General features: G+C 66.3%; 31 protein-coding genes and 1 riboswitch. Of the genes, 11 read left to right on the top strand and 20 right to left on the bottom strand.

The genetic code is table 11. The features are described 5' to 3' along the window. Positions 1-9 precede the first annotated feature (9 nt). The 4 genes from ACK28C_RS02285 to ACK28C_RS02300 are packed head-to-tail and all read left to right on the top strand — an operon-like array spanning position 10 to position 2,408. Positions 10-444 (top strand): DUF4376 domain-containing protein, encoded by a 435-nt coding sequence (locus tag ACK28C_RS02285; protein WP_015556718.1) that lies wholly within the window; start codon positions 10-12, stop codon positions 442-444. A gap of 16 nt (positions 445-460) precedes the next feature. Further along, on the top strand, positions 461-1,615 hold the full coding sequence (locus ACK28C_RS02290) for a phage tail sheath subtilisin-like domain-containing protein (protein WP_409152393.1): 1,155 nt from the start codon (positions 461-463) through the stop codon (positions 1,613-1,615). Between the two features lie 12 nt (positions 1,616-1,627). Next, complete coding sequence (locus ACK28C_RS02295; RefSeq protein WP_015556717.1) at positions 1,628-2,140, top strand: phage major tail tube protein; 513 nt, start codon at positions 1,628-1,630, stop codon at positions 2,138-2,140. Between the two features lie 16 nt (positions 2,141-2,156). Next, positions 2,157-2,408, top strand: a complete 252-nt coding sequence (locus tag ACK28C_RS02300) for a phage tail assembly protein (protein WP_208873355.1) — start codon at positions 2,157-2,159, stop codon at positions 2,406-2,408. 97 nt (positions 2,409-2,505) lie between these two features. Here the strand turns inward: ACK28C_RS02300 and ACK28C_RS02305 are convergent, their stop codons facing one another. Further along, entirely contained in the window at positions 2,506-2,802 is a 297-nt protein-coding gene (locus tag ACK28C_RS02305) for a hypothetical protein (RefSeq protein WP_208873353.1), read from the bottom strand. Between ACK28C_RS02305 and ACK28C_RS02310 the strand changes: the two genes are divergently transcribed. From ACK28C_RS02310 to ACK28C_RS02330, 5 genes are all read left to right on the top strand, one after another. Next, positions 2,786-5,284 (top strand): phage tail tape measure protein, encoded by a 2,499-nt coding sequence (locus ACK28C_RS02310; protein WP_015556715.1) that lies wholly within the window; start codon positions 2,786-2,788, stop codon positions 5,282-5,284. The genes ACK28C_RS02305 and ACK28C_RS02310 overlap by 17 nt on opposite strands. Next, the gene (locus tag ACK28C_RS02315; protein WP_015556714.1) at positions 5,265-5,645 is read left to right on the top strand and encodes a phage tail protein; all 381 of its coding nucleotides are present in this window, start codon (positions 5,265-5,267) and stop codon (positions 5,643-5,645) included. Before ACK28C_RS02310 ends, ACK28C_RS02315 begins: the two co-directional genes overlap by 20 nt. 547 nt (positions 5,646-6,192) lie before the next feature. Further along, complete coding sequence (locus ACK28C_RS02320; RefSeq protein ID WP_409152630.1) at positions 6,193-6,447, top strand: DNA methyltransferase; 255 nt, start codon at positions 6,193-6,195, stop codon at positions 6,445-6,447. Then, positions 6,425-6,622, top strand: a complete 198-nt coding sequence (locus ACK28C_RS02325) for a tail protein X (protein ID WP_208873351.1) — start codon at positions 6,425-6,427, stop codon at positions 6,620-6,622. The genes ACK28C_RS02320 and ACK28C_RS02325 overlap by 23 nt, the downstream gene beginning before the upstream one ends. Beyond that, a complete protein-coding gene (locus tag ACK28C_RS02330; protein WP_015556713.1) occupies positions 6,616-7,581 on the top strand; it encodes a phage late control D family protein in 966 nt (321 codons plus the stop codon). Before ACK28C_RS02325 ends, ACK28C_RS02330 begins: the two co-directional genes overlap by 7 nt. A 42-nt stretch (positions 7,582-7,623) precedes the next feature. Here ACK28C_RS02330 and ACK28C_RS02335 read toward each other — a convergent pair whose 3' ends face one another. The 19 genes from ACK28C_RS02335 to ACK28C_RS02425 all read right to left on the bottom strand — a co-directional run bounded on the left by ACK28C_RS02335 (position 7,624) and on the right by ACK28C_RS02425 (position 22,337). Then, on the bottom strand, positions 7,624-8,163 hold the full coding sequence (locus tag ACK28C_RS02335; protein ID WP_015556712.1) for a Respiratory-chain NADH dehydrogenase 51 Kd subunit.: 540 nt from the start codon (positions 8,161-8,163) through the stop codon (positions 7,624-7,626). A 48-nt stretch (positions 8,164-8,211) separates the two neighbouring features. Further along, on the bottom strand, positions 8,212-9,357 hold the full coding sequence (locus tag ACK28C_RS02340; RefSeq protein WP_015556711.1) for an iron-containing alcohol dehydrogenase: 1,146 nt from the start codon (positions 9,355-9,357) through the stop codon (positions 8,212-8,214). A 38-nt stretch (positions 9,358-9,395) separates the two neighbouring features. Next, on the bottom strand, positions 9,396-10,769 hold the full coding sequence (locus ACK28C_RS02345) for an aldehyde dehydrogenase family protein (RefSeq protein ID WP_015556710.1): 1,374 nt from the start codon (positions 10,767-10,769) through the stop codon (positions 9,396-9,398). A 75-nt stretch (positions 10,770-10,844) separates the two neighbouring features. After that, positions 10,845-11,840 carry a cob(I)yrinic acid a,c-diamide adenosyltransferase gene (locus ACK28C_RS02350; protein WP_015556709.1) on the bottom strand — a complete coding sequence of 332 codons (996 nt, stop codon included), beginning with the start codon at positions 11,838-11,840 and terminating at the stop codon, positions 10,845-10,847. A gap of 13 nt (positions 11,841-11,853) precedes the next feature. Beyond that, entirely contained in the window at positions 11,854-12,135 is a 282-nt protein-coding gene (locus ACK28C_RS02355; protein WP_015556708.1) for a EutN/CcmL family microcompartment protein, read from the bottom strand. Next, a complete protein-coding gene (locus ACK28C_RS02360; protein WP_015556707.1) occupies positions 12,132-12,425 on the bottom strand; it encodes a hypothetical protein in 294 nt (97 codons plus the stop codon). The genes ACK28C_RS02355 and ACK28C_RS02360 overlap by 4 nt, the downstream gene beginning before the upstream one ends. 65 nt (positions 12,426-12,490) lie before the next feature. Further along, on the bottom strand, positions 12,491-13,111 hold the full coding sequence (locus ACK28C_RS02365; RefSeq protein WP_208873345.1) for a hypothetical protein: 621 nt from the start codon (positions 13,109-13,111) through the stop codon (positions 12,491-12,493). After that, positions 13,098-14,078 carry an ethanolamine utilization protein EutJ gene (eutJ, locus tag ACK28C_RS02370; protein ID WP_409152394.1) on the bottom strand — a complete coding sequence of 327 codons (981 nt, stop codon included), beginning with the start codon at positions 14,076-14,078 and terminating at the stop codon, positions 13,098-13,100. Before eutJ ends, ACK28C_RS02365 begins: the two co-directional genes overlap by 14 nt. A 24-nt stretch (positions 14,079-14,102) precedes the next feature. Beyond that, a complete protein-coding gene (locus ACK28C_RS02375) occupies positions 14,103-14,231 on the bottom strand; it encodes a hypothetical protein (protein ID WP_279369732.1) in 129 nt (42 codons plus the stop codon). After that, positions 14,228-14,869: a BMC domain-containing protein gene (locus tag ACK28C_RS02380; RefSeq protein ID WP_409152395.1), complete on the bottom strand. Its 642-nt coding sequence runs from the start codon at positions 14,867-14,869 to the stop codon at positions 14,228-14,230. The genes ACK28C_RS02375 and ACK28C_RS02380 overlap by 4 nt, the downstream gene beginning before the upstream one ends. Continuing rightward, on the bottom strand, positions 14,859-15,470 hold the full coding sequence (locus ACK28C_RS02385) for a glycerol dehydratase reactivase beta/small subunit family protein (RefSeq protein ID WP_409152396.1): 612 nt from the start codon (positions 15,468-15,470) through the stop codon (positions 14,859-14,861). The genes ACK28C_RS02380 and ACK28C_RS02385 overlap by 11 nt, the downstream gene beginning before the upstream one ends. Further along, a complete protein-coding gene (locus ACK28C_RS02390) occupies positions 15,467-17,305 on the bottom strand; it encodes a diol dehydratase reactivase subunit alpha (RefSeq protein ID WP_409152397.1) in 1,839 nt (612 codons plus the stop codon). The genes ACK28C_RS02385 and ACK28C_RS02390 overlap by 4 nt, the downstream gene beginning before the upstream one ends. 83 nt (positions 17,306-17,388) lie before the next feature. Further along, a complete protein-coding gene (locus tag ACK28C_RS02395; RefSeq protein WP_409152399.1) occupies positions 17,389-17,925 on the bottom strand; it encodes a diol dehydratase small subunit in 537 nt (178 codons plus the stop codon). Between the two features lie 29 nt (positions 17,926-17,954). Then, entirely contained in the window at positions 17,955-18,632 is a 678-nt protein-coding gene (locus ACK28C_RS02400; RefSeq protein WP_409152400.1) for a propanediol/glycerol family dehydratase medium subunit, read from the bottom strand. Between the two features lie 15 nt (positions 18,633-18,647). Beyond that, positions 18,648-20,321, bottom strand: a complete 1,674-nt coding sequence (locus ACK28C_RS02405; RefSeq protein WP_409152401.1) for a propanediol/glycerol family dehydratase large subunit — start codon at positions 20,319-20,321, stop codon at positions 18,648-18,650. 35 nt (positions 20,322-20,356) lie between these two features. After that, complete coding sequence (pduB, locus tag ACK28C_RS02410) at positions 20,357-21,163, bottom strand: propanediol utilization microcompartment protein PduB (RefSeq protein ID WP_015556706.1); 807 nt, start codon at positions 21,161-21,163, stop codon at positions 20,357-20,359. Positions 21,164-21,216: 53 nt separating this feature from the next. After that, positions 21,217-21,498, bottom strand: a complete 282-nt coding sequence (locus ACK28C_RS02415; protein ID WP_015556705.1) for a BMC domain-containing protein — start codon at positions 21,496-21,498, stop codon at positions 21,217-21,219. A 3-nt stretch (positions 21,499-21,501) separates the two neighbouring features. Further along, on the bottom strand, positions 21,502-21,954 hold the full coding sequence (locus ACK28C_RS02420; protein WP_409152402.1) for a EutP/PduV family microcompartment system protein: 453 nt from the start codon (positions 21,952-21,954) through the stop codon (positions 21,502-21,504). Then, positions 21,951-22,337 (bottom strand): BMC domain-containing protein, encoded by a 387-nt coding sequence (locus ACK28C_RS02425; RefSeq protein ID WP_015556704.1) that lies wholly within the window; start codon positions 22,335-22,337, stop codon positions 21,951-21,953. The genes ACK28C_RS02420 and ACK28C_RS02425 overlap by 4 nt, the downstream gene beginning before the upstream one ends. 115 nt (positions 22,338-22,452) lie before the next feature. After that, positions 22,453-22,613, bottom strand: a riboswitch (cobalamin riboswitch). Between the two features lie 430 nt (positions 22,614-23,043). Between ACK28C_RS02425 and ACK28C_RS02430 the strand changes: the two genes are divergently transcribed. Next, on the top strand, positions 23,044-23,409 hold the full coding sequence (locus tag ACK28C_RS02430) for a desulfoferrodoxin (RefSeq protein ID WP_409152403.1): 366 nt from the start codon (positions 23,044-23,046) through the stop codon (positions 23,407-23,409). A gap of 90 nt (positions 23,410-23,499) precedes the next feature. Further along, positions 23,500-24,306: a TIGR02757 family protein gene (locus ACK28C_RS02435; protein ID WP_409152404.1), complete on the top strand. Its 807-nt coding sequence runs from the start codon at positions 23,500-23,502 to the stop codon at positions 24,304-24,306. The last annotated feature ends 157 nt before the right edge of the window (positions 24,307-24,463 follow it).

Below are 24,463 nucleotides of genomic sequence, written 5' to 3' on the forward strand. Positions count from 1 at the left end.
GGAAGGGATATGGGAATGTGCAGATGCCCGGCCCCGAAGACGATGTCCGGGATCGACCTCGATACGCTGAAGACGCTGAAACTGGATGAGCTCAGGGAAGCCCGGATTCGGGAGATAGAGACCGGCCGGGCGGAGATAGAGACGCGGGTCGGCAAAGTGCTTTTCTGGACGGCCCGGGACGCTGCGGCGGACCTGGGGTTTTACGTCCAGGAGATAGCCTTGGCGATGGCTTCCGGGCAGCAGCCGCAGAGCATCGTCCGGAAGTGGAAGACCGCCGGGGGCGTGATGGACCTGCCCGGCGACGTGGCAATCCACATCGGGAAATCCCTCGCGGATTGGAACCAGGTGCGATTCGATCGGGAGGCAGCGTTGGCCGCTAAGGTTGCAGCCGCCAAGACCCCCGAAGCCGTGCAGGCGATTACGTGGAACACGGAGGTGAATTGAATTGCCAGAGCAGTTTTTGCACGGAATTGAAGTAGTCGAGCTCGACGACGGCCCTCGCCCCATTCGGACGGTGAAGAGTTCCGTCATCGGGCTCATCGGCACGGCCCCGGAGGCGGACGCGAAGAAGTTTCCACTGGATACGCCCATCCTCATCGCAGGACGCCGCACCGAGGCAGCGGGGCTGGGGAAGACGGGAACGCTCCCGACGGCTATCGACGGCATCTTCGACCAATGCGGCGCGATGGTCGCCATGGTGCGTGTGGCAGAGGGAAGCGCCGAAGAGACGAAGAGCGCGGTCATCGGCGGGGTGGACAATGACACAGGGAAGCGCACCGGCCTGCAGGCGTTCCTGGACGCGCGGAACGCCATCAAGGTCACACCGCGCATCCTCGCCGCACCCGGCTTCAGCCACGAGCTGGCTGTGGGTACGGAGATGAACAGCCTGGCCCAGCGCCTCAAGGCCGTGGCCATCGTCGACGGCCCCAACACCACGGACGCAGCGGCCATCTCGGCACGCGAGAACTACGGGAGCGACCGCGTCTATGTGGTCGACCCCTGGGTGAAGGTCTGGGACGTGGCCCAGAAGAAGGAGGTCGTTCAGCCCGCCTCGGCCCGCGTCGCCGGGCTCATCTCCAAGATGGACAACGCCAGGGGCTGGTGGTGGTCACCATCCAACCAGGTCATCGACGGCATCGTGGGAACCGCGCGTGGCATCGACTTCGAGATATCCGACGTGAACTGCCGTGCCAATCACCTCAACGAGCACGAGGTCACGACCATCGTCCACGAGAGCGGCTATCGCCTCTGGGGCAACCGCTCCTGCTCGAAGGACCCAAAGACGGCGTTCCTCTGCGTCCGCCGCAGCGCCGACATGATCGCCGAGTCCATCCTCTACGCCCACCTCTGGGCCGTGGACCGGGGCATCACGAAGACGTATCTGGAGGACGTCCGCGACGGGGTGCGCGCCTACATCCGGCACCTCAAGAAGGTCGGGGCACTCATCGGCGGCGACTGCTGGGTGGACCCGGAGATCAACACGCCCGACCAGATTTCGCAGGGCATCGTCTACTGGGACTACGACTTCACGCCCGTCTACCCCGCCGAACATTTGGTCTTTCGTGCCCACATCACGGACCGCTACCTGACCGACCTGTTCCCGCTGTCCGCATAGGAGGGAAATAGAATGGACATAAAAACGCCAAGGGTTCTCAGGGGCTTCGACGTCTTCGTCGACGGCCGCGGCTATGCGGGCAAGGTCGAGGAGCTGGAGCTTCCCAAGCTCAGCATCAAGACGGAGGAGTTCCGCGCCGGTGGCATGGATGTCCCCGTCGAGCTGGACATGGGCATGGAGAAGCTGGAGTGCTCCTTCACTCTGGCAGACCTCCAGGCGGACGTCATGCGGCTGTTCGGCATCGGGCACAACCAGCCGGTGTCGCTCACCTTCCGGGGCAGCTTCGGCCTGGGCGACGGACGCACCGTGCCCATCGCCATCAAGGCCCAGGGCATGATCCGTGAGCTCGACCACGGCACGTGGAAGCCTGGAGAAAAGCTCCAGCAAAAGGTGACCGTCGCCCTCAAGTACTACAGCTACAGCGAGAGCGGCGACATGATCCACGAGATCGACGTCGAGAACATGGTCCGAATCATCAACGGCGTGGATATGCTGGCCGAGACCCGCGCCGCCATCGGCGCGTGAGTTAGGAGGATTTGATATGCAGATTAAATTGTCGCATCCGGTCGTGTCGGACGGGACGGAGCTGCGGGTTCTGAACCTGCGCCGCCCCAAGGTGCGGGACGTCCTCCTCGCCGCGAAGATCGGCGGGACGGACGAGGAGAAGGAAATCCGCGTCTTGGCCAATCTCTGCGAAGTCGCCCCCGACGTTGTGGAAGAGCTGGATATGGCCGACTACAAGAAGCTGCAGGATGGTTATCGCAGTTTTTTCGAGGAGGATGGCCGGGCCTAGCGGAACTGCGCAGGGCATGCGCTCTAATCGCCCACGCCCTGCATTTCTCGTTGTCTGAAATTCTGGAGTTGGATTTCGAGGAGTTTTACGACTGGCTTCAGGAGGCCTTATGGGTCTTGAAACACGTCGCCAGGTGGTAGAAGGGCATCAGGAGGAACAGGACCAGGATATAGAGAAGCCCCAGCGCCAGGCCCCACAGAGGCGCAGTCAGGGCGACTAGGACGCCGAACGCGCAGAAGGCCAGAGCCCCCAGCAGCACGGCGGCCAGAAGACCAAAGCCCAGGGCAACGAACCACCACGCGGCGGCGACAAACAGGGCCACGGCAAGAACGGCGACAAACGCCGCAAGCGCATCAATACAGGAACAGGAGCGGAGCATGAAGAATCTCGGCATCGGTCTCGTCATCGGGGCATCCCTCGCTTCCTCGGTTGGGGGCACGTTCAAGAGCCTCGACAAGAGTATAGGACAGCTCCAGGCAAAAGCCAAGGACGTCAAGCTGGGGATTGCCGCGGGGGAGAAGTGGAAGGACCTCCGCGGCGAGGCCCTGAAGTTGTCCTCTGCGCTTCAGGCCGGGAAACTGGACACTGCCGGAATCGCTCGCTTTAACCAGCTCAAGGCCGCGACGAAGGAGGCCGAGGCGGAGGCGAAGAAGTACGGCTTCACCCTGGGCGGGTTGAACAAACAGCTCGGGACGATGCAGCGCTTCTCCGCCGTCCAGAACGGCTTCCTGCGCCGCGCTGAAGCGCGGGATGCGCGCAAGCAGGAACGTGGTGAACTGCGCGGCCGGCTCGCGGGAACGGTGGCCGTCGGTACCGCGATGTTTGCTTATCCGCTGAAGGCCGCGATGGATTTCGAGCAGGGCATGGCCGAGGTTGGGGCCATCACCCGCGCTGACGATGCGGATATGGCGCGTCTCACCGAGAACGCCCGCGAGATGGGGCGGACGACGAAATTCTCCGCCACTCAGGCAGCACAGGGACAAAAATTCCTCGCGATGGCTGGGTTCAAGACGAATCAGATCATCAGCTCCATGCCGGGGATGCTGGACCTCGCGGCCGCGTCCGGTATGGACCTGGGCCGAACGGCGGACATCGCCAGCAACATCCTGACGGGTTTCGGTATGGAGGCCTCGGATATGACGCGGGTCGCCAACGTCATGGCCCTGGCCTTCTCCAGCTCCAACACAGACGTCGAGCAGTTGGGCTACGCCATGAAGTATGCGGCCCCGCAGGCGAAAGCCCTGGGCTTCTCCATCGAGCAGACGGCTGCCATCGTGTCGAAGCTGAGCGACGCCGGCATCCAGGGGCAGATGGCTGGGACCACTCTGCGCGGGATGATCGACAGCCTGACGGATAAGGGCAATGCTAAGAAGCTGAAGGCCCTTAAGGTCGATGTCGTCGACAAAAAGGGCAATCTCCGGGACCTCGGCACGATCATCAAGGAAATGGACAAGAGGATGTCCGCAAAGGGCTGGGGTAGTGCAAAGCGCGCCAGCTTCATCAAGGACGTCTTCGGAGCCCGAGCGGGGACCGGTGCAAATGCTATCTGGGACGCCGTCCTGTCGGGGTCGCTCGAGGAGCTGACTCAGAAGTACATCAACGAGCAGGATGGGGCCGTCCGGCGAATGGCCGACAAGATAAACGCAACGGCCAAGGGCTCTTTGACGCAGTTGGGTTCGGCGCTGGAGTCGGTGGGGATCGACTTGGGGAATGTGCTGCTCCCGCCCCTTGCGGAGACGGCGAAAGGTCTGGCGTCCATCGTGAGCAGCGTATCCCAATTCATGCAGAAGTGCCCGGTGTTGACCAAGTGGGTTGTCGGCCTTGGAGCTGGGTTTTTAGGTCTTAAGGCGGCGACGCTGGCCACGCGTATCGGCTGGTCGCATCTCCGTGACGGCGGCAGCATCGCCCTCGACATCCTCCAGCGCGTCCGCCCCTCCGTCATCGCCAACAGCCTGGCAATGGCTAGAATGCGCGGCGAGGGCTCCGCGCTCAAGGGCATGTTCACCGTCCTGAAGGGCGGCATCGGGAGCTTTGTGTCCGGGGCGTCCGCAGACCTCAAGGCCCTCGGCGGGGCGGTCAAATGGCTATGGGGCCTGTGCGCGGCTCACCCCTTCATCGCTATCGGGACGGCCGTCGCAGCGGTTGCTATCGCAGTTTATACCTATTGGGAACCACTCAAGGAGTGGTTGGGGGCGTTTTGGGAAGGGATTAAGGGGTACTGGGGCAAGTCCGTGGAATGGATTAAAACCTCGGTCTCCGGCCTCGGTGACGCCATAAAGTACCCTTTTGAAGTTGCGTTTGGCTGGATAGAGTCCACTATCGGGAAAATCCAAGGAGCATGGAACAGCTTTATGTCCCTCTTTGGGATGGGGGTGGAGGAGATCAATACAACCCCTATTTCCATCACAACCGACCTGGGCTCGGCTGCCGCCCCCGGCATCTCGCTGGGAGGACTGCAGGGTGGCGATATCGTGGGACACGCCTCCGGCGGCCTCATCAACCGTCCCGTCGTCTCCTGGGTCGGCGAGGACGGCCCGGAGGTTGTCGTTCCTGTCGGCTCCAAGCACCGCCAGCAGGGGCTCTTCTGGCTCGGCAAGGCCGCGTCTGCCCTGGGTATGTCACTCTCTGAAAAGGGCGATGGCGCGTCCGCAAGCTGGGCGGATCGCCTCCGGGAGTTCTCCGCCGCCGTGATGGCCGCTCCTCAGCCCGCCTTGGCGGGGGCTGGGGGAATGACCAATAATTTCACCATCAACCCGGCGCCGGGCATGGATGAACAGGGAGTGGCAGATTTGATCATCCGCAAGCTCGAGGACTGGCAGCGGGGGCAGGCAACCAAACAAAGGAGCTCATACCGTGATGATGCTTTCCTTGGGTGACTTTCAGTTCGGCGTCGACGCAGCTGCCTACGCCGAGCTGTCTCTGAAGGCGGAGTACCCCTGGGCGAAGGTCGACCGCCTCCAAAACACCCCGCAGCATCAGGCGATGGGGCTGGAGGTTCGGAGCGTCAGCCTGCGGGGCACGGTCTATCCTTCCTATCGCGAAGCGGGGCTGTCCCAGATAGAGGCCCTGCGGGAGGCCGCCGCCGAGATGAAGCCCCAGCCCCTCATGGCCGGAAACGGACGCTACCTTGGCAGCTGGGTCGTGAAGAGTATTTCGCAGACCGACTCCGTCTTCTTCAAGGACGGAGCGGCGCAGAAACAGGAATTTACGATGGAAATGGAACGCTTCGACCTTTAGAGAGGAGAAGAACGCAAAGGCCCCGCCGAAGCGGAGCCCTTGCGCCTGTCAGGATCGCACCCTGAACAGACGCCCGCTACACGATTCACAAGCAATCGCGCAGCCTCCTCATTTTACAGGAGGATACGCAATTTGCAACAAGTGCCATTTTTTACGACAAAGAACGGTATGCTCTACAGGGAGGACTGTTTCGACATATTCCCTGATATCCCGGACGGCAGCGTCGACATGATCCTGTGCGACCTGCCTTACGGTACGACGAACTTCACATGGGACAAGAAACTGCCCTTCGGTCGGTTGTGGACGGAGTATTCGAGGCTGATCCGGGAGCATGGGGCCATCGCCCTCACGGCGCAGCAGCCGTTTGCCACCGATCTCATCGTGGCGGGACGCAAACTGTTTCGATACGAGCTGATTTGGGAGAAGACCCTGGCCTGCGGCTTCCTCAACGCGAATCGGATGCCCCTTCGGGCGCATGAGAACATCCTGATCTTCTACAAAAAGCTCCCCATCTACCATCCCCAAATGGCGCTGGGAACGTCCTACTATAAAAAAGGCGGAGGAGACGGCAGCGTCTACGGTCGGAAATACCGCATCCAGGAACACCGCAATACCGGGCAGCGCTACCCGCACCTACACGAACAAGGGAGACCTCGTCCTGGACAACTGTCTGGGAAGCGGCACCACGGCAGTCGCCGCCGAAAGGCTCTCACGGCGCTGGTTGGGTATGGAGAAAGAACACGTGTATTGTGAGATAGCGAAGAGGAGGCTGGAGGAACTTGGAAACACGAACGGCAGTTGACGGGGACCGTCTCGACCTGATCTGCTGGAAGCACTATGGCTCTCTGGATGGGCGCATCGTGGAGACCGTCCTCAACGCCAACCCCGGCCTGGCCATGCATCAGCTTCTGAGTGCCGGCCGGGAGATTCAACTTCCTGCCATCGCCCCCAAGCCGAGGGAGCAGTCGCTATGGTAGAGCGCTATACCCCAACCGCCCGGATCGAGATAGATGGCGAGGACAGAACCCGCCCGATCTGGGAACACTTGGAATCTCTCACCTACTCCGACGCGGAGCAGGGTGAGGCGGACTCCCTGGAGATATCGGTCGCGAACGACCCGCCCTTCACCATGCCCCCCAAGGGCGCGAAGGTGCGTCTCTGGATGGGCTATAAAGAGGAGAGCCAAAGGCTCATGGGAACGTTCGAGGTGGACGAAGCCTCGGTAGAGCTGAAGCCCGCCGTCATGCGGATACGGGCGCGCTCGGCCTCGTTCTCGAAGGGGAAAGACAAGCAGAAGGAGGATATCGAGTGGGAGGGCATCACCCTGGCCGAGCTGGCCGAGAAGATCGCGGCCAGGCACGGCTATAAAGCTAAGGTGTCGATGGATATCCGTTACGATGCCATTGCCCAGACGCAGGAGTCCGACCTGCACTTCCTACAGCGTCTGGCGGAGGAAGCGAACGGCAGCTTCGCCATCCGGGACAACACAATCCTGATCTTCCCCCCGAACCTGAACAGCCGGCCGAAGACGACGCTGGTCTATACCGAAAGCTGCACAGGGTCCTTCACATTGGCGGATCGGGGGAAGTACGGCAGTGTCGAGGCGAAGTGGTGGGATGCCGCAGAGGCGGAAGAGAAGAGCATCGAGGTCGAGCGCGATGAGGGAGAGGCGGTCTACACCATTAAGAAGCGCTTCAGGAACGCCTCCGAGGCGAAGGTCGCGGCGGAGAACAAGGCGGAGCTGCTCCGACGGGGAACGATTCAAGGCTCGCTTACGGTACCGGGAGATGCCTCTATCGTTGCGGGAGCGGAGATTACGCTGGAAGGGTTTAAGCCAGATGAGCTGAATGGGGCCTATCTGGGGACGAACGTCCAGCAGACGATATCAAAATCCGGCTGGACCACTCGAGTAACACTCGAACGCCTGCCGGATTGAGTTATCCACAAAATAGGTTCTTAGTATGTGAGAAAACGGTTCTTATTTCGATTTCAAATTACCAACGACGGGCTTCACCACCGCACCCGTCACCGACAGGAACTTGTCCGTCACGGGCTTCCCCTCCAGGGCATCCGCGACGTTGAGCATCGTCCCCACGTTGTCCACCACCGCCCCGACGTTCAGGGGCAGGCCGCGCTCAGGGATGCTGCGGCCCGTCACGAGCTGGACCATGACCTGCTCGTCACCCGCAGGGTAGAAGGAGGGCATCTCGCAGAAGGTCACGCCGGCGCCCTGGGCCCGCACGGCCTCCTTCAGGGCCGCGATCTCCGCTTCGTACTCCGCCTTGATGGCGATGACGGCACGGCTCGCGCCGACCTGAGCGGCGGTCGCGGACACGGCCCGAACGATGCGGTCCGGGAAGGTGCGGCACAGGTACTTGTCCGTCTCGATCAGGGGCTCGCACTCCGCCGCGTTGACGATGAAGTACTCCGCCTTCGCGTCGAGCTTCACGTGGGTGGGGAACCCCGCGCCCCCCGCCCCCACGACGCCGGCGGATTTTACGCACTCAAGAAAGTCCATGAAACATCCCCCCAGATTCCCTCCGCCGCGGACGCCCCGCGGGCGGCGTCAGAACGCTTCCTCGTACAGCGCGATGACGTCGGCCCGGTCGAAGGGCCGCGGGTTCGTCGCCCCCACCGTCTCCAGAAGCGCCCTGTCCGCCAGCAGGGGGAAGTCCTCGCGCTTCACGCCGTGGGCCCTCAGGGACTCCTTCAGCCCCGCCTCGCGCTTCACGTCGTCGATCGCCTCAAGGCAGGCCTCCGCGTTCTCGCGATCCGGACGCCAGTCGTGGGCGACGCCGAAGGCCCTGGCGAGGGCTGCGAAGCGCGGGACCGTGTCGAAGGTCAGGTTGAAGCGGCACACCGCGGGCAGGAGCAGCGCATTGCACAGCCCGTGGGGCAGGTTGTAATGTCCTCCCAACGGGTGCGCCATGGCGTGGACCAGGCCCAATCCCGCGTTGTTGAAGGCGATGCCCGCCAGGAAGCTGCCGTAGCACATGCGCTCCCGCACCTCTACGTTCGTCCCCTCCTGAACGGCCCGCGGGAGGTTCTGAGCGATGAGGTTCGTCGCCGCCCAGGCCCGACCGTCCGTCAGGGGCGAGGACTCCGTCGAGATGTAGGCCTCAATGGCATGGGTCAGCGCGTCCATGCCCGTGGCGGCCGTGAGGGCGGGGGGCATGGAGAGCATCATCTCCGGGTCGTTGACGGAGATGGTCGGCAGCATGTCCCGGTCGTTCAGGGTCATCTTGTTGTGGTTCGCGTCGGAGATCACCGCGAACTGCGTCACCTCGCTGCCCGTCCCGGCCGTCGTCGCCACGGCGATCAGGGGCGGGATGGGGGTCCTGACCTTATCCACCCCCGCGTAGTCCTCGATGCGGCCGCCGTTCGTCGCCAGGATGCCGATGCCCTTGGCCGCGTCCATGGCACTCCCGCCGCCCACGGCCACCAAAAACCCACAACCCCTTTCCCCGTACAGGGCAAGGCCCTCCATCACCGTCTCCTCGAGGGGGTTGGGCGTCACCTTGCAGAAGAGCTCCGCGTCGATTCCGGAGCCCTTCAGGACGTCCGCAATGAGCTGCGCCTGAGCCAGTCCCACGTCCCCCGTCGAGGCCACCACCAAGGCCGTCTTTGAGCCGAAGCGCGCGGCCATGGAGCCGATCTCCTTCACGCTGCCGCGCCCCACCACGTTGACCGTGGGGATGGTGAACACCTTCATGAAACTTCCCTCCATAGACAACGGTTTTTCGGATGAAATCAAATGATTCGGAAGGCTCCGTGCAGCACGCAGCGCCGCGTTCGGCAGAACGAGGCCGGGGTCGTTGGCCCCTCGCCCGTGGCCGTCGCGATGGTGAAGGCGGTCGGGCAGTCCCCGCCCACTCCGATGGCGGCCAGGGTCGGCGCGTTCTTGACGAACACCGTGGTCTGCATCTCGCGCGCCATGCGGCTCATGTGGTTGACGTTGCTGCTGTGGATGCAGGCGGAGTGACGGAAGCCGTGTTCCAGGCGCTTCGCCATGGCCAGGGCCTCCTCGAAGTCCGCTGCGCGGATGAGGGGCAGGATGGGCATCAGCATCTCCTCCTGCGCGAAGGGATGGTCCTCCCCCGTCTCCACCAGGATGATGCGCGTCTTGGGCTCCACCTTGTACCCCAACTGCTCCAGGAGCAGCGAGGCCGGACGCCCCACCCACTTTCGGCTGGGCTTACCCTTCTCAAGGGTCATCTTCAGGAGCTCGTCGACCTTCGCCGGGTCCTTCAGCTCGAAGGCGCCGTTCCTCAGCATGGCGGCCCTCAGGTCGTCCGCGATGCAGTTGACGGCGATGATCTCCTTCTCCGCGATGCACTGCAGGTTGTTGTCAAAGCTCGCGCCCGTGATGATGTCGATGGCCGCCTGCTCAACGTCCGCCGTCTCGTCCACGACGACCGGCGGGTTGCCGGGGCCCGCTCCGATGGCGGGCTTTCCAGACTGCAGCGCCGCCCGCACCACGCCCGGCCCTCCCGTAGCGGAGATCAGGTTCACGTTCGGGCTCGTCATGAGCTCGTTCATGGCGTCCAGCGAGACGTGCTGGAGCGAGGAGATCAATCCGTCCGGCGCACCGCTCTCGCGGAGCGACTTCATGACGATCTCCACCGTCCGGTGCGTACACTTCGCCGCGCCGGGGTGCGGAGCGAACACCACCGCGTTGCCGCCCGCGATCATGCAGATCGTGTTGTTGATGACGGATGCGACGGGGTTCGTCGAGGGGCAGATCGAGGCGATGACGCCAAAGGGCGCCAGCTCCTCCAGCACCAGGCCGTTGTCCCCGGACACGGCGTGCGTCGTGAAGAACTCCGGCCCCGGCGTCTTCTCGATCGCCACCCTTTTCTTCAGGACCTTGTCCTCGAAGCGGCCCATCCCCGTCTCCTCGCAGGCCATCTTCGCTAACTCCTCGACGTGCGGGCGAAGGTCCTGGCGCAGCCTGGTGATGACGGCCGTCTTGGCCGCAATGTTGAAATCGCCGTGCCATATCGCCTGAGCGGCCCGCGCACGCTCCGTCAGGACCGCGACCTCGCTCCCGTTCCCCTCGCCCCGCTCCTCCTGCATCCTGAGGATGACATCGCGGACGATCTTCTCCATCTGCCGGGTGTCCATTGCCTGGCGCCTCCTCCCGGGGCCTCCGCCCCGCCCTCAAAAATTCAGACGTTCAAGCCCTAAAAGTACCGAACCTCACGGCACCTGCGCGCCCGCCCGCCGAAGCCCCTCGAAACAGCGCACCGCCGCGTCCGCCACGCCCGTGTCCTGCTCCACCGTCCCGCCGCTGACCCCCACCGCGCCCACGATGACGCCCTTGTCCATCAGGAGCCGGCCGCCGCCGAAGGCCACGATGTCCGGGTCGTTGTTCAGGCCGTAGAGCGGCGCGCCCGGCTGGACCAGGGGGGCCAGTCGGTCCGTGTCCATCTTCATCTTCAGCGCCGTCGCCGCCTTGCTGGCGGCCAGGCGGACGCTCACCGGAAGGGAGTCCTTCATCCGCTGAAAGGCGACGGGCACGGCGTCCGGCGAGCAAACGGCGACGACCACGGGAAGCCCGATCGCCTCCGCCGCGGTCCGGGCACACTCGATCACCTCGAGCGCCTCGTCCAGCGTGACCTCCTGCGCCGGGGCCTCCGGTCCGCGGGACGGCCCCGCCTCCCCTTCGCTGATGGTCCGGACGATGCGCGCCACCTGCGTCTCGACGTCCGCCTTGTGCGCCAGGACGTACAGGAGGTCCGACAGTCGGTTGATGAGGCGGTAGGCCTCCTCCTCGATCACCCCTCCGCCGTCCCACAGCGGCAGAGCCACTCGCTCCGCCCTCCGCGCGACGGCCCGCGCCGCGTGCAGCGCGCCGCCCGCGGGCGAATCGCCCGGAAGGACGAACTCGGGCCGCATCGGGTAGCCCTCCAGGAGCTCGTCGATCCACGCCTCAAGGGAGGAGGCCGCCGGGACCTTTGCCTCCCGACGCCCCCGCGCAACGTACGCCATCAGGTCCTGCAGCAGCCTCTGGACCCTCAGCAGGTCGTCCTGCATCGCCGCGGGCCCCAGGCCCCGCGCCAGCCCGATGAGGGCGCCGGCCTCGTCCAGCGTCCCGTTCAGCTCGATGCGCGGGTCCCGCTTCGACACCCTCTGTCCGTCCCACAGCCGGGTCTCGCCGCGGTCGCCCCCGCCCGTGTAGATTCGTGCGCTCATCGTCAAGCCCCCCTCAGGACAGGTCCACCTCGTCCACGATGCCGATGATGCAGGCATCGATGGGGGAATCCGGAAGGGACACGGCCGCGCGCGCCGTGGACCCGCTGACGAGGAGGACCGTCTCGCCGCGCCCCGCGCCCACCACGTCCACGCTCACCAGCATTCGGTCGCGGTCCCCGTCCAGGGCCCCGTCGCCGCGGCGGACCAGCGGCTCCACCAGGAGCAGCTTCTGCCCCACAAGGCGCTCGTCCTTGCGGGTGGCGACGATGGAGCCGACCACCTTTCCCAGCATCATGAGATCTTTCCTCCGTTTCGCAGGGCGTTCAACACCTGATCGATCTGCGAGGGCGTGCCGATGAAGGCGACGGAGTTGATGTGCTGCGGGCAGTTGCCCAGAAGCTCGGTCACAGCCACGTCCGCAGCCTTCGCGCCGATATCCGCCGCGGCCAGAACCTCGATGACCATGCCCTGCACCAGCAGCACCGCGCCCCAGTTCGGCGAACCCAGGTTCGCGTCCCCCCGCGCCCGACGCCGGATCATCTCCTGCGTCCCGCGCGACGGGGCCCGAATCAGCTCATACTTCATCGACACGTCCTCTCCCCCCGACCCTTTGGACCCGCCTCAGGGCCTCAGCCCCGCGGCGGCTTTCGTTAATCGCGCAGCGCGATCCGAAGCCGCGCCAGCCGGTCCCGCGCCTCCGGCGTCAGCCGCGCCCCGGCCTCCAGGCGCACGGCGGCGACGCCCCTCAGGTCGTGCCGCGCCGTCAACTCGCCCCAGGTTGTCCACCCCGGCTCCTTCAGGACCAGCGTCCCCCCCGGAGCTGCGGCGTCGGCTCCGACAACCGAGGGTCCAAGGACCTGGACGCCCCATTCGCCGAGGCGGGCGAGACGCCCTTCAAGCCAGGCGCTCCAGGGCGACGCGCCCCCGCGCCAGCGCTCGATCCAGGTTCCGTCCAACAGCACCGGCAGGCCGCGCGCGAGGCACCCGAAGATCAGGGCCCCCTCCGCCGTGCAGGGGATGCCGTCCAGGAGCTCCTTCAGCAGCGGAAGGGGCGGCTCCAGGACGGCCAGCAGGCGAAGGCCCGCTCCCTCTGCCTCCGGGCGCCGAACGCCCTCCAAGGCGCCGTCTGCGCCGCGGGCGTAGGCGATCCACTCGAAGCGGTCCGTCTCGGGCAGCGGGGGAAGGGGCGCACAGGCCACCAGACCGACGCGCGGTCGCCGGAGCCGCTCCAGCACCCTCTCGACCAGGAACTCCAGGTCATCCTTTCCCAACGTCCCCACCTCGCTCTCCCGCCTTCCGTCCTCCTTCGCGAACGTCGCGCCAAAGGCTCAGGGCGATCCCCGACGGCGTGACCAAGAGAGGGTGGGGGGCCATGGACACCGGCGTCTCCACGGCTGCCGTCAGGACGGCCGCTGCGCCGGGCAGGTCCGCGCCGCCGCCGCAGACGATCGTCGGGACCAGGCCCCAGTAGCCGCTCGCCTCGAGGTGGCGCCTCACGATCGAGCCCATCTTCTCCAGCACCGGCCTCAGGACGGGGAGTAGCTCCCTCTGGCGCGCTGGGTCCCGCTTCACGTCCTCCGCGGCCTCAAAGCTGACGTCCATGTTCCCCGCCAGCACTAGGGTCATGTGCGTGCCTCCCGTGGGCTCGTCCGCCGTGTAGACGGACTTTCCGCCCTGAAGGATCGTGATGCCCGTCGTGCCGCCGCCAATGTCCACGATCGCCGCGTCCTCCAGCCCAAGCGCGGCCGCGGCCGCCGTCGGCTCCTCGTACAGCCCCGCGCAGTCGAAGCCCAGGGCCTCCACGACGTTGGCACACACCTTCGCCGTCTTCGCGCTGACGCCGGGCGGGAAGGCCGCGGCCCCCAGGGCGTTGAGGTCTGCCCTCCCCAGACGGCGCTTCAGGCGCTCAAGGCATTTCCGCATCCCCTCGACCGAGGCCATGTAATCGACGATCACGCCGTCCCGGACGGAGGATCGGGAGCTCTCCATCACGGCGGACACGGGACGCCCTTCCTCGTTCAGCGCCACCAGCACCAGGTTCGTCGTCCCCAGGTCGAAACCGAGAAAGAGCTCCTTGAAATCGTTCAGCGGCTCATCCCGGTCGAGAGCGCCCTCGAGGGCGCCGAGGAGCTCCACGGCCTTCGGGTCAAAGGACGGCGCCGCCGTCCCCCCACGCCCCGCCGCGCCCTGGCCCCTCGCGCCGGGCTCCTTCTCCTTCGCGTTCCTCCCGCCGCTCATCGCAAGAGCCAGCCCCCTCGCCGCCTAGTCCTCCTCGACGCGGAAGTCCCTGCGCCGAATCCCTCGTTCGCCGTCCTCCGGGGCGGGCTCCTCCGGACACAGGAACAGCCGCTCCGTCTGCTCGTCCGGCCGCGCGATCACCGCCGCGCTCACCTCGGCTTCCTCCGGGTCGTAGAACGCCGCTTGCGTGGCTTCTTCGCCTCATCCTCCGCAGGCTCCGGGGCGGCCTCGACAGCCTCCGCTCCGCCGGCGACTTCAACGGTCGTTGAATCCTCCGCTTCAGCGGGCGCAGCGGGCTGGACCTTCATCAGCGCCCTCGGACCCGCCACGGCAAGCCCGGCCTCGCCCGACCGAGGCGCCCGATCCTCCTTCGGGAGTTCAGCGTCCCGCTCGGCCTCGGATTCCGGTCCCTCGCCCGCGGCGTCCGGCGCCTCTTTCGCCCCGCAGGGCGCCGGCGCAGGCGGCGCGGGCTTCAGGAGCTCCACCCCCATCGTGTTCTCGTTCCGGACGAGGCAGTCCCCAATCCCCTCCGCAGGGCGCGGGATGGCGAGCACGGAGTGAACGCCCCGCACGCCCTCCGCGGCGACGCGGGCCGCCGCCAGCGCGGCCTGCACCGCGGCGACGTCGCCGGCTATCTTCACCGTCATGAAGCCGCCGCCGCGGGAGTTCTCGCGCCCGACCAGGACGACGTTGGCCGCCTTCAGCGCGGCGTCCGCCGCGGCGATCGCCGCAGGAAGCCCCTCCGTCTCGATGAGGCCGACGGCGCCTCGGACCCTCTCCCTATCGTTCACCTCTCGTGCCCCCTCCCGAATCCGATTCGGCCTTGGCGTTTTCCGTTGCCGCCCCAGGCTCCCGAAGGCGCCTCATGACCTCCTGCGTCACCCTGGCGACCAACGCATCCACGGCCCTCTCGCGCTCCTCCTCGTAGGGCGCGCGCATGGGAAGGAGCCCCACCTCCGGCTCCGGCAAGGGCGAGGGCGCAGCGGGCGGCGCAACGGGGTCGGGCTCCGGATCGCAATCGGGGACCTCGCCCGGCCGCGGCGGCATGGGCTGCCCCTTCACGATCCGGGCTGCCGCCTGCCCCACCCAGCGCCAGTCCGCCGGCCCGGCCGCTCCGACGTCCAGCCACGGGCGGTCCGGGATCTGTGCGACGCCGACGGCCGCCCTGGCTTCCATGACCAGGACCCCCACGTCCAAGCGGGACCTCAGCGAGGCCGCGTGGGCCGTGTCCTCCGGCGTCAGGGCCCTCGCCCAGGCGGCGGGGATTCCCTCCTCCTCGCACCCGGTGCCGATGGCCTCCGCGACGCGCTCATCCACGCCGGACGCCAGCAGGAGGACGATGCACGGCCGCTCCGGCGGCACGTCGGCCAGGCGCTCGCACCAGCCCTTCATGCCCCGGCCTCGTCCAGGTAGGAGAGCACCAGGCCCGTGGCCACCGCGTTGCGCGGCCCTTCCGTCCCGCGGATGTTGCCGCGTCCCGCCACGACGCCGTACTGGGACAGGACCTGCGTCACCATGGGGGAGATCTCAAAGTCCATCGAGGACCCCCCGACCAGCACGACGAAGTCGATCAGGCGGACGTTGCCCGCCGGCGCGACGCGCTCCAGGGCGCGAACCGCGTTCGCCGCGAAGACCTGCTGCTTTGCGCTGCGCCGGATGCTTCGGATGCGGTCCATCGGGACGTTGTTCAGAGGGAGGGGCTCCAGGTCCGTCTCGCTGTGCAGGAGGCAGACCCTGCCGAAGACGTGAGGGGGCAGCGGCTTGTCAAAGAAGCGCACCGTCCCGTCCTCGAGCCGGATGTTGTAGACGCTCTCCGCCTTGCAGAGGGGCGTCCGCTTGATGGACTCCGCCAGGTCCATGCTGTCGATGCCCAACTCGCTCGCGATGATCGTGTTCACCATCTGGCCCGCTCCGGCCAGGTGGATCAGGCTCTCCGAACCGTCCTCGCGCATGAAGGAGGCGTCCGTGCTGCCCGCCCCCATGTCCAGGATGGCCATGGGCTGCCGGGTCCCCGGCGTGGTGAGGGCGCCCTTGATCGCCATCTCCGCCTCGATGCCGCCGATCTCCACCTTCACGCGCAGGTCCGCCTCGATGGCGGCCGCGAGGCGCTGCATGGGCAGGTCCACCGTCTGCACCATCACCGCCAGGGCCACGCCGTTCTCCAGCGAGAACTCCTCCGCCAGGCCCCCCACCACCTTCTGCGGCACCTGGGTGTCCACGGCCAGGAGGTCGCGGATGTGTACGTCCGCCAGGGGGATCTCCGTCAGGTTGGACATGGTGCGGCGCACGCGCTCCATCATGCCGCCGACGTTCGTCCCCGGCTCGCCGAAGACGTCCGAGATGGGCTGCGAGGCGGAGACGAGTTTCATGATCTTCTCCGCCCCCTCGTCCACGGCGATGCCGCGCTTGCCGTTGGGGCCCGCGATGGTCAGCTCCCCCGCGGGGATGCGGCGCTCCTTCACCTCGCCGAGGGGCGTCCGGATCACCACGGCCGACCGGTTGCCGACCAGGGCGCGCGCCACCGGCACCACCTGGCGCGTCTCGTCCGGCGAGAGCCCGAAGATCGTCGCGATGTCGTAGGGGTTGGCCAGGAGCTCCACCACCCTGCCCGGCGGGGCCACCTCCACGCAGGCCTGCATCCCCAGCGGCACGCGGTCGATGGCCCGCACCTCGTCCACGATGGGGATGGCGCGCGGAAGCCGGTTTGCGATGAGGACGCCGTCGTCGTTCCGGCAGATGGCGCAGGTAACGTCAACGCCGTGCTCCATGGCGGCGGCGATGCCCGCGGCCGCCCGCTCGTAGTCCACGGAGCCGGGGACCACGACGGTGCAGGCCCTGCCCGGAGCGCAGTTCGAGAGCCCGTCGAACGCCACCGTCTCCCCCTGGCCGACGCCGACGCCGCCCGGAGTGGAGGGGTTGTGCCCGATCATGGTGGACTCCGTGATGATCGTCTCCGTCACGGTCTCCATGGCGACCTCCCCGATGACGGGGGCCGCCCGGTTGATGCGGATGAGGTCCACCCTGGAAAAGTCGTCGCGCCCCCACCCCGCCCTCTCCAGGGCCTCGGAGAGGGCGTTGCGGACGCCCAGGACGTTCTGCGTCGTCCCCTTGATGCCGGAGGTGTAGGCGATGGAGGAGGACAGGAAGCTCACCCGTCCGTCCTCCACGCGCCCAAGGGCGACTTCGGTCGTCGAGTTGCCGATATCGATACCCGCTATAACCGCCATGGAACAGCCTCCTTCACCGGCAAACGTCCCCGCCGGCGCGGCCCGGTGGCCGCGCCGGCCCGGTCCGTGCGCGCGGACTTCGATCAGGACTCCGGACGATCGCCGCGAAGGAGCTTGCGGCGCCTGTACACGTCGGCCGCCTCGCGGACGTGCGCCGCGCAGGTGTGCGCCTGATACTTGTCGTCCAGCTCGTCCGCGATGGCGATCAGCTCGTCGAACGTGGAGCGGTGGGGCCTGAGCGCGTTGTAGATCTCAAGCACCCGCTCGTCGGCAATGCGCGTCAGCTCGGCAGCGCGCCGCATGTTGCGTCCGATCTGGGGCCTCCCTGCGGACTCGGCCACCTGCGCCTGAAGCTCAAGGGCCTCCGGCGTGATGGTGAAGTCCTTGAACGTGGCCACGTCCTTCACCACGGCGTCCAGCGTCAGCTCGTCAAGCTTCTTGCCGGTGGGGGACCGGATCAGGTCCGGCCTGTTGGTCCCAAGGGGATAGTCCTTCGCCGTAACCCTGCCGTCCGACGTCTCTGGCCGCTGCGGCGCGGGCGCGCTCTCCGCAGGCGCGGAGCCGGAGGCCATGCCCTTCAGCACCTGCCGCACCATCTCAGCGATAACCTGTTCGTTCATCTCAGCCATCATCAGTCACCTTCCCTCATCTACGCGATCTCGACCTTGAACTCCACGGGGGCCTTGGTGCGGTCGAGGAAGCTGGCCTCCTTGTTGTGGAGCAGGGCCGCGATGCCCTGGTAGCGCGGGCGGGCCATGGGGTCGTTGCGCGTCGGCACCGGCATGGGGTTCTCGCCCTTGGCGTACTTCGCCGCGTTCCGCCCGATCTGGCGGAAGACCTCCGCGTCCAGGAGCGGGCTCTGGGGGAAGAGCTCCAGGTTGGCCAGGGGGGCCAGCTCTCGCTGGTGGATGACGGCCGTGCCTCGCGAGAGGATGCCGATGCCGATCCCGGACCCGGAGAGCCGGGCGCCGGCGTGGGCGATGAACGCGACGTCCGCCGTATGGTAGACCTTGACGACGCGGTGGTTGCAGCCCTCCTCCTCGATCCCCGCGAACACCTGACGCAGCACCTCGGCGTGAGGGACGTCGATGATCGTGGCCTGAAACTCCGTGCCGAAAGCCGGCGGCAGCGCCACCACAACCTCCTTGGGGTCCGTGCCGCGTTTGGCGGGCCCCACCTCCGTGAAGCGGAGCCTCGCGCCGGCGGGCAGGGCTCCTCCGGCCGGCGACGCCGGAGCCGGCTCAGGCGTCGCCGGCGCGCCCTGAGCCGCGAACTCCGCGATGACCTCCTCTATGACCTTGCGGACAAGCTCTTCATTGACCTGCATCGTCTGTCCCTCCCCTTATACGTCCTCAGGACGAATGGCCCACGGAATGTTCTTGATCTCCTCCCAGCGTTCGGGGGAGAGCTGGTAGCCGGTGCCCGGTCCCGTGTACGTGTTGGGATCGTTGACGGCGCTCCAGACGTAGCCGTCCTTCGCGACCCAGGAAGAAGTCTGCAGGTAGTCCCCGGAGATGCGCTGCTTCAGCATCATCAGGACGTTCTTCGCGATGTCCTCAAAGCCGCCCTTCGCAAGCGCCTTCACGACGCTCGCGCCGTTGATGCCCTCCTTCAGCAGCCGCTCAGCCGCCTTGAGGTCCTCGGGGATGTTGCGCGGCGTGATGTCCTTGCTGCCGTTGGCGTAGGTCGCCAGCTCGACCTCTTCGTCCGTGATGGGCGGGAAGCCCAACTCCCTGTAGACGGCCTGAAGGGCGCGGGCGGCCTTGTTTCGGACCGCGACGACGTCCGCCTCCAGCACCGGACGGTTGCCGCCGTCCACCTTGAAGTCGCGCTGCAGCGCCAGGTAGTCGTCCTCGTCCTCGATGTCCCAGTTCGAGCCCGCGAACATGTTGTCGTAGTTCGGCACGCCGGAGTAGCCGGAGAACACGAAGTCCGTCCCGGCAAAGAACTGAGGCATGGTGCGGGCCGTGCGGCGCAGGTCGGAGTGGGAGAAGGTCTGGTCGTTCCCGGAGGCCACCTCGAGGTCCAGGGCGGTGGTCACCAGGTTCTCCGCGGCGACCGCGCGCAGCCCGGAGGGGACGGCGCCCGGAACGCCGATGCAGGAGATGGAGCCGTTCTGCAGCCCCTGCACGCCCGCGCCCTTCGTCAGCATGATGCAGAGGACCTCGAGGTACAACATGGACTTGCCCTCGGCGGCGCCCATCTGCACCTCGCTCCCCGTCCCGGAGGTGAAGCGCATCTTGAGGCCGCGGGAGGCGTAGCAGGAGGCCAGGAAGGCCTTGGACCACGGGGTGTCGTCGCCGTCGATGAACACGTTCTCCGTACCGTAGACGGAGATCGTCTCCGCGTAGGCCGTCAGGCCCCTCATGCCGATCTGAAGCTCGAAGGCCTCCTCGAGGGAGCACTGCGTCAGCGTGCCGGGCCGGCCCGTCTGAGAGCCGATGAGCAGGGAAAGGGCGTTCAGGGGCGCATAGCGCACGACGGCTACCGTCGTCTCCACCTCGAGGAAGCCGCGCAGGGCGCCCTCGGCCGCGTCCGCCACCAGGAGCACGGGGTTGTCCGTCGCGCTCGTGATGTGCGCCTGGTTTCCGGGCTTCCCGCGGGTGCGCATCTTGTGCATGGCCAGGATGATCTCCGCGATGTCCAGCTTGTCCATCACGCCGGCGATCTTGGCAGGCGTCAGGCCCTGCATGACCTTCGTGCACTCCGTGCGCGGGACGTTGATGTCCACCAGCATGTGGGCGATCTCCTGCTCGCTCATGGCCATGGCCTTGGGGGCCATGGCGAGGTCGATCGCGTAGTCCGCCACGAACTGCTCGTTCATGTTGAAGTCCTCGCGGCGCACCCCGTCCATCTCCACGACCTTGCCGTTCTCGATCTTGATGGAGGGCTTGGGGTCGTTGGGGCTGCCCATGGCGTAGAGGCCGACGTCAACCCACTCGCCGATGAATCCATCCTTGTGGACCGGCCGGTTTTCGAGGACTTCAAACCGCTTGTTGCGTTTTGTCTTCGGCAAAACAGTTCACCTCCACGTACTCGCGCCCTGACGCGCTAAATGTAGGAGACCGAAGCGGACTTCGGCTCCGACCCCATGGCGCCCAGGAGCTTCAGCCCCACGTCGCGCGCGGCGCGGATGGCCTGGCGCACGGCGCCGGAGTCGCCCGTGATCGAGATGAACGCCTCGTTCGTGTAGGACGTCTTGGACGGGGAGGCGTAGGAGAGGACCTCCACCTCGGCCGCCTTCACCGCCGTATCGCAGATGACGACGCCGATGCCCGCCGGAGCGCCCAGCACAAGCCCGTAGGCCTTGCCGAGGGGGCCGCCCAGGCCCTTGTTCACGGCGTAGCTGGCGCGCGCGGTGTACTGCAGCTCGAGGTACCCCACCTCGTTGCCCCACACGTCGCCGAAGTAGTTCTGGACGTTGGAGAGCGCCACCTCGACGGCCCTGCGGGCGTCCGAAACGTCCTCTGCGCCCAGCAGGATGAGGCAGCCGTGGCCCGCGCCGCCCTCGGTGTCACGCGGCAGCTCGATGGAGAGCACCTCGGTATTCGTGGCCTTGACCGCCTCGTCCGTCGCCATGATCTGAGGGCCGGCGCCGACGCGGTCGGAGATGATGCCGATGGAGCGGTACTTCGGGTCGAGCCCCATGACCTGGTGCAGGATGGGGTCCACGTTGGCGATGACCGCGCCCATGGTGTGGCCCTGGGCCGTGCCGACGAACTCCGTCACCCCGATGTTGGCGAAGCAGGGCTCCACGCCGGCCGACGCCTTCTCAGCTCCAGGGGCCGCGGGAGCGGGGGTGTCGCCCAGCCTCTTCATCACTGCATCCATAACCTGATTTACCATGTCCTTATCCATAACTCACCCCTCCTTAAAATCGAGAACCGTGCATTATCCCGCTCGAGAGGGGACTACTCCCCGGACTTGGGAAGAAGCTTTTCCGTGTCGGAGTGGGGTCTTGGGATCACGTGGACCGACACGACCTCGCCAACGCGCTTCGCCGCAGCCGCGCCGGCGTCGACGGCGGCCTTCACCGCGCCCACGTCGCCGCGGACCATGACGGTCACGTAGGCGGAGCCGATCTTCTCGTACCCGATCAGGTGGACGTTCGCCGCCTTCACCATGGCGTCTGCGGCCTCGATGGCCCCAACCAAACCGCGGGTTTCGATCATTCCAAGAGCTTCACCGTTCATAAACTACCGCACCTCCTCAAAGTATTTGTTGATGCAATCCCTGAGAGCCTCCACGCCCTCCCCCGTCACGGAGGAGACCATAAATACCTCCCTGGCGCCAGCCTGAATCAGCATCCGCCTGGCATGGTCCAGGCTTTTGGGGTCCGCGATGTCCGCCTTCGTCACGACGCCGATGGCGTGGGCCCTGAGGACCGCGGCGATCTGCGGCGGGAACGACGAATGCTTCAGCGGGTCCATCAGCAGCAGGACCACCTCCGCCTTGGCGGAAAGCGACATGAACGTGTTCTTGAAGATCGGGGACTCCAGGAACTCCCCCGGCGTGTCGATGCACTCCGGCGTGAAGCACACCGCCTCCGTCTTCGTGACGGGGCCGCTCAGGTACCCCATGGCCGTCATGAGCGTCGTCTTGCCGGCGCCGCTGCGGCCGATGACCATGATGCGGCGGGGGCGGCTCATGAGTGGGTGATGGGGGCCGGGAAGAAGCCGAGGATGTCCTTCAGCGACTGGACGGTGGCCCGCAGCGCCGTCTCGACCGCGGACACCTCCCCCGTGAACAGGAGGCACCCCGTGAAGCGGTCCACGAACTCGATGTTGACCGTCGCGGACTTGGACGCGATGTCCGCCGCGATGATGGACCCCTCGCCCGGCGTGATGGTCATGAGCCCCAGCGCCCCAGGATGGTCCACGCCGACGGAGGAGCACAGGGACTTCCTGGGGTTGCGGATCACGTGGGCCAGCGTCACCTGCTTGCCCGGAACGTACTCCAGGGTCCCGCGAAAGTTTCCGGAGGAGCCGCGTTCCTCCACCGCGTCCTCCCTCTGAAACGGCGAATCCGGCATCGCTATCCCCTCTCCTTCCTCAACGCCCCGACATATAAAAAAGGGCACTGCCGAAGTCATCGGCGCACAAACGCACGCCATGACACTCAGCAGCGCCCCGAACTCCTCGCGGGAGGCTGCACTATGCCGCATGGATCGGTCTCCTGGCTCGTCTTCACCCTCGGCTGCCCCTTCCCGAAACGCTCAGTGGCACGGCAGCTTCGTCAGACTTACAGTGGCGGGCCCGCCCCGGAATCTCACCGGACTTCCCATAACATCGATGCGGCACAACTCTGACCCCGGCGCGCACTCGCGCGCCGAATCCCAACCCGGTCCTTCTTTGCTGTAACGATTCAAAGTTAGTATACAAAGTTTCCTTTTGTGTGTCAACCTCGCCGAGGCGCTTTGCGGGGCCCGGCCCGAACGAGGGCGGCTGCGCGATAATCAAAACGTCGAAGGAGGGGTAATACCAATCCCTCGATCATCCCCTGCACTCAGAGGCAGCTCGAAGGGGGCGCCTTAGACTCCACACGCCCCCCGATCTCGTCCCTCCGAACCTCACGCCCCTTCCCGTCAGCGACGATTCCGTCCGACGGCCGGCGTCCTGAGGGCGCACAATCAGCGTTTTCCCCTTGTCCGGAAGTCGGGTTTCCGATACACTGAAAACCACAGGCTCCGCGGGCGGAATGCCGCCCTGCGGGTCCGATCACGATGGGGGGAATATGTCATGGAACTGCTGAACGTCTGCAAGTGCGCGAAGTGCGGCAACATGGTGGAGGTGCTTCACGTGGGCGGCGGCACGCTGTCGTGCTGCGGAAAGCCCATGAAGGTCATGGCGGAGAACTCCACGGACGCGGCCCAGGAGAAGCACGTGCCCGTCCGGGAAGGCGTGAACATCAAGGTGGGCAGCGCGGTCCATCCCATGGAGGCGGACCACTACATCGAGTGGATCGAGGTCATCAACGGTGAGCGCGTCTGCCGCTGCTTCCTTAAGCCAGGCGAGAAGCCCGAAGCCGCCTTCGACAGCGCGGAGCCGGGCGCCACAGCACGCGAGTACTGCAACAAGCACGGGCTCTGGAAGGCGCAGATCTAAGCGCTTCAAGACGGCCCATTCAAACAGCAAATTACGTAAGGGGGACGGCCGTCGCCGTTCCCCTTCCTTCAATTTTGGGAGGCGATCACGATGTCCAACACGGAGGGGCGAGATCGGCGGCTCAGGGCGTTCCTGGATGGGCTCTACTTCGCCTACAGCCGGCGCGAGCTCATCAGCCCGGACCCCCTTGAGTTCCTGAAGCCCTACGACCTGCCCGACCGGGAGGTCGTGGCCCTCGTGGCGTCGTCGCTGGCCTACGGCCGCGTGGCGCAGATCCTGCGGAGCGTCCGCCGCGTCCTGAACGCGCTGGGCCCCCACCCCCGCCAGTTCCTCCTGGAACGTTCCGAGCGCCTTCCGGAGGCCCTCTCCGGCTTCAAGCACCGGTTCACCACGCCGGAGGACGTGGTGACGCTGCTCTCCCGCACGGCGCTGGCTCTGCGGGAGCACGGCAGCCTCGAGGGCCTCCTGCGCGCCTGCCTGGCGGAGGGCGGAGGGCGGGACCTCCTGCCGGCTCTGGACCGCTTTGCGGACACTCTGTGGCCGGCGGATCGAAGGGGCTTTCCCCTGATCGCGGCCCCCAGGGACGGCAGCGCCTGCAAGCGCCTCTTCCTCTTCTTGAAGTGGATGGTTCGGTGCGACGACGTGGACCCCGGCGGCTGGACGGTCCTCGGTCCGGAGGACCTCATCATGCCGGTGGACACCCACGTCCACGCCATCGCCGTAAGGCTTGGCCTGACCGGACGGAAGCAGGCGGACCTGCGCTCCGCCATCGAGATCACGGACGCCTTTCGGCGGATCTGCCCCAGGGACCCCACGCGCTACGACTTCGTCCTGACGCGCTTCGGCATCCGCAGCGGGATGAGCGAGGAGGACCTGACGGCCGAAGCGCCCCGCTGAAGCGCCCCCCGCCGTCACGCGGAGGCAAAGGCCGCGACGCCGCCCCGTGCGGTTGGCTGTTTTGGACGATAGCAATCCACGCCGCCTCCTGTATAATGAAAAGTCGAAAAAGTCTTTTGCCCCGCTCTGCCGTGCGGCCCCGCGGGCAAAAAATACA

The sequence above is a fragment of the Fretibacterium fastidiosum genome (assembly GCF_964642095.1).
GTDB classification, from domain to species: Bacteria; Synergistota; Synergistia; order Synergistales; family Aminobacteriaceae; genus Fretibacterium; species Fretibacterium fastidiosum.

Coding starts and splice junctions, on each gene's coding strand:
- ACK28C_RS02285 (WP_015556718.1), top strand. CDS start 10: ATGGGAATGTGCAGATGCCCGGCCCCGAAGACGATGTCCGGGATCGAC.
- ACK28C_RS02295 (WP_015556717.1), top strand. CDS start 1,628: ATGGACATAAAAACGCCAAGGGTTCTCAGGGGCTTCGACGTCTTCGTC.
- ACK28C_RS02300 (WP_208873355.1), top strand. CDS start 2,157: ATGCAGATTAAATTGTCGCATCCGGTCGTGTCGGACGGGACGGAGCTG.
- ACK28C_RS02310 (WP_015556715.1), top strand. CDS start 2,786: ATGAAGAATCTCGGCATCGGTCTCGTCATCGGGGCATCCCTCGCTTCC.
- ACK28C_RS02305 (WP_208873353.1), bottom strand. CDS start 2,802: ATGCCGAGATTCTTCATGCTCCGCTCCTGTTCCTGTATTGATGCGCTT.
- ACK28C_RS02315 (WP_015556714.1), top strand. CDS start 5,265: ATGATGCTTTCCTTGGGTGACTTTCAGTTCGGCGTCGACGCAGCTGCC.
- ACK28C_RS02330 (WP_015556713.1), top strand. CDS start 6,616: ATGGTAGAGCGCTATACCCCAACCGCCCGGATCGAGATAGATGGCGAG.
- ACK28C_RS02335 (WP_015556712.1), bottom strand. CDS start 8,163: ATGGACTTTCTTGAGTGCGTAAAATCCGCCGGCGTCGTGGGGGCGGGG.
- ACK28C_RS02340 (WP_015556711.1), bottom strand. CDS start 9,357: ATGAAGGTGTTCACCATCCCCACGGTCAACGTGGTGGGGCGCGGCAGC.
- ACK28C_RS02345 (WP_015556710.1), bottom strand. CDS start 10,769: ATGGACACCCGGCAGATGGAGAAGATCGTCCGCGATGTCATCCTCAGG.
- ACK28C_RS02350 (WP_015556709.1), bottom strand. CDS start 11,840: ATGAGCGCACGAATCTACACGGGCGGGGGCGACCGCGGCGAGACCCGG.
- ACK28C_RS02355 (WP_015556708.1), bottom strand. CDS start 12,135: ATGATGCTGGGAAAGGTGGTCGGCTCCATCGTCGCCACCCGCAAGGAC.
- ACK28C_RS02360 (WP_015556707.1), bottom strand. CDS start 12,425: ATGAAGTATGAGCTGATTCGGGCCCCGTCGCGCGGGACGCAGGAGATG.
- eutJ (WP_409152394.1), bottom strand. CDS start 14,078: ATGAGCGGCGGGAGGAACGCGAAGGAGAAGGAGCCCGGCGCGAGGGGC.
- ACK28C_RS02385 (WP_409152396.1), bottom strand. CDS start 15,470: ATGAAGGGCTGGTGCGAGCGCCTGGCCGACGTGCCGCCGGAGCGGCCG.
- ACK28C_RS02390 (WP_409152397.1), bottom strand. CDS start 17,305: ATGGCGGTTATAGCGGGTATCGATATCGGCAACTCGACGACCGAAGTC.
- ACK28C_RS02395 (WP_409152399.1), bottom strand. CDS start 17,925: ATGAACGAACAGGTTATCGCTGAGATGGTGCGGCAGGTGCTGAAGGGC.
- ACK28C_RS02400 (WP_409152400.1), bottom strand. CDS start 18,632: ATGCAGGTCAATGAAGAGCTTGTCCGCAAGGTCATAGAGGAGGTCATC.
- pduB (WP_015556706.1), bottom strand. CDS start 21,163: ATGGATAAGGACATGGTAAATCAGGTTATGGATGCAGTGATGAAGAGG.
- ACK28C_RS02415 (WP_015556705.1), bottom strand. CDS start 21,498: ATGAACGGTGAAGCTCTTGGAATGATCGAAACCCGCGGTTTGGTTGGG.
- ACK28C_RS02420 (WP_409152402.1), bottom strand. CDS start 21,954: ATGAGCCGCCCCCGCCGCATCATGGTCATCGGCCGCAGCGGCGCCGGC.
- ACK28C_RS02425 (WP_015556704.1), bottom strand. CDS start 22,337: ATGCCGGATTCGCCGTTTCAGAGGGAGGACGCGGTGGAGGAACGCGGC.
- ACK28C_RS02430 (WP_409152403.1), top strand. CDS start 23,044: ATGGAACTGCTGAACGTCTGCAAGTGCGCGAAGTGCGGCAACATGGTG.
- ACK28C_RS02435 (WP_409152404.1), top strand. CDS start 23,500: ATGTCCAACACGGAGGGGCGAGATCGGCGGCTCAGGGCGTTCCTGGAT.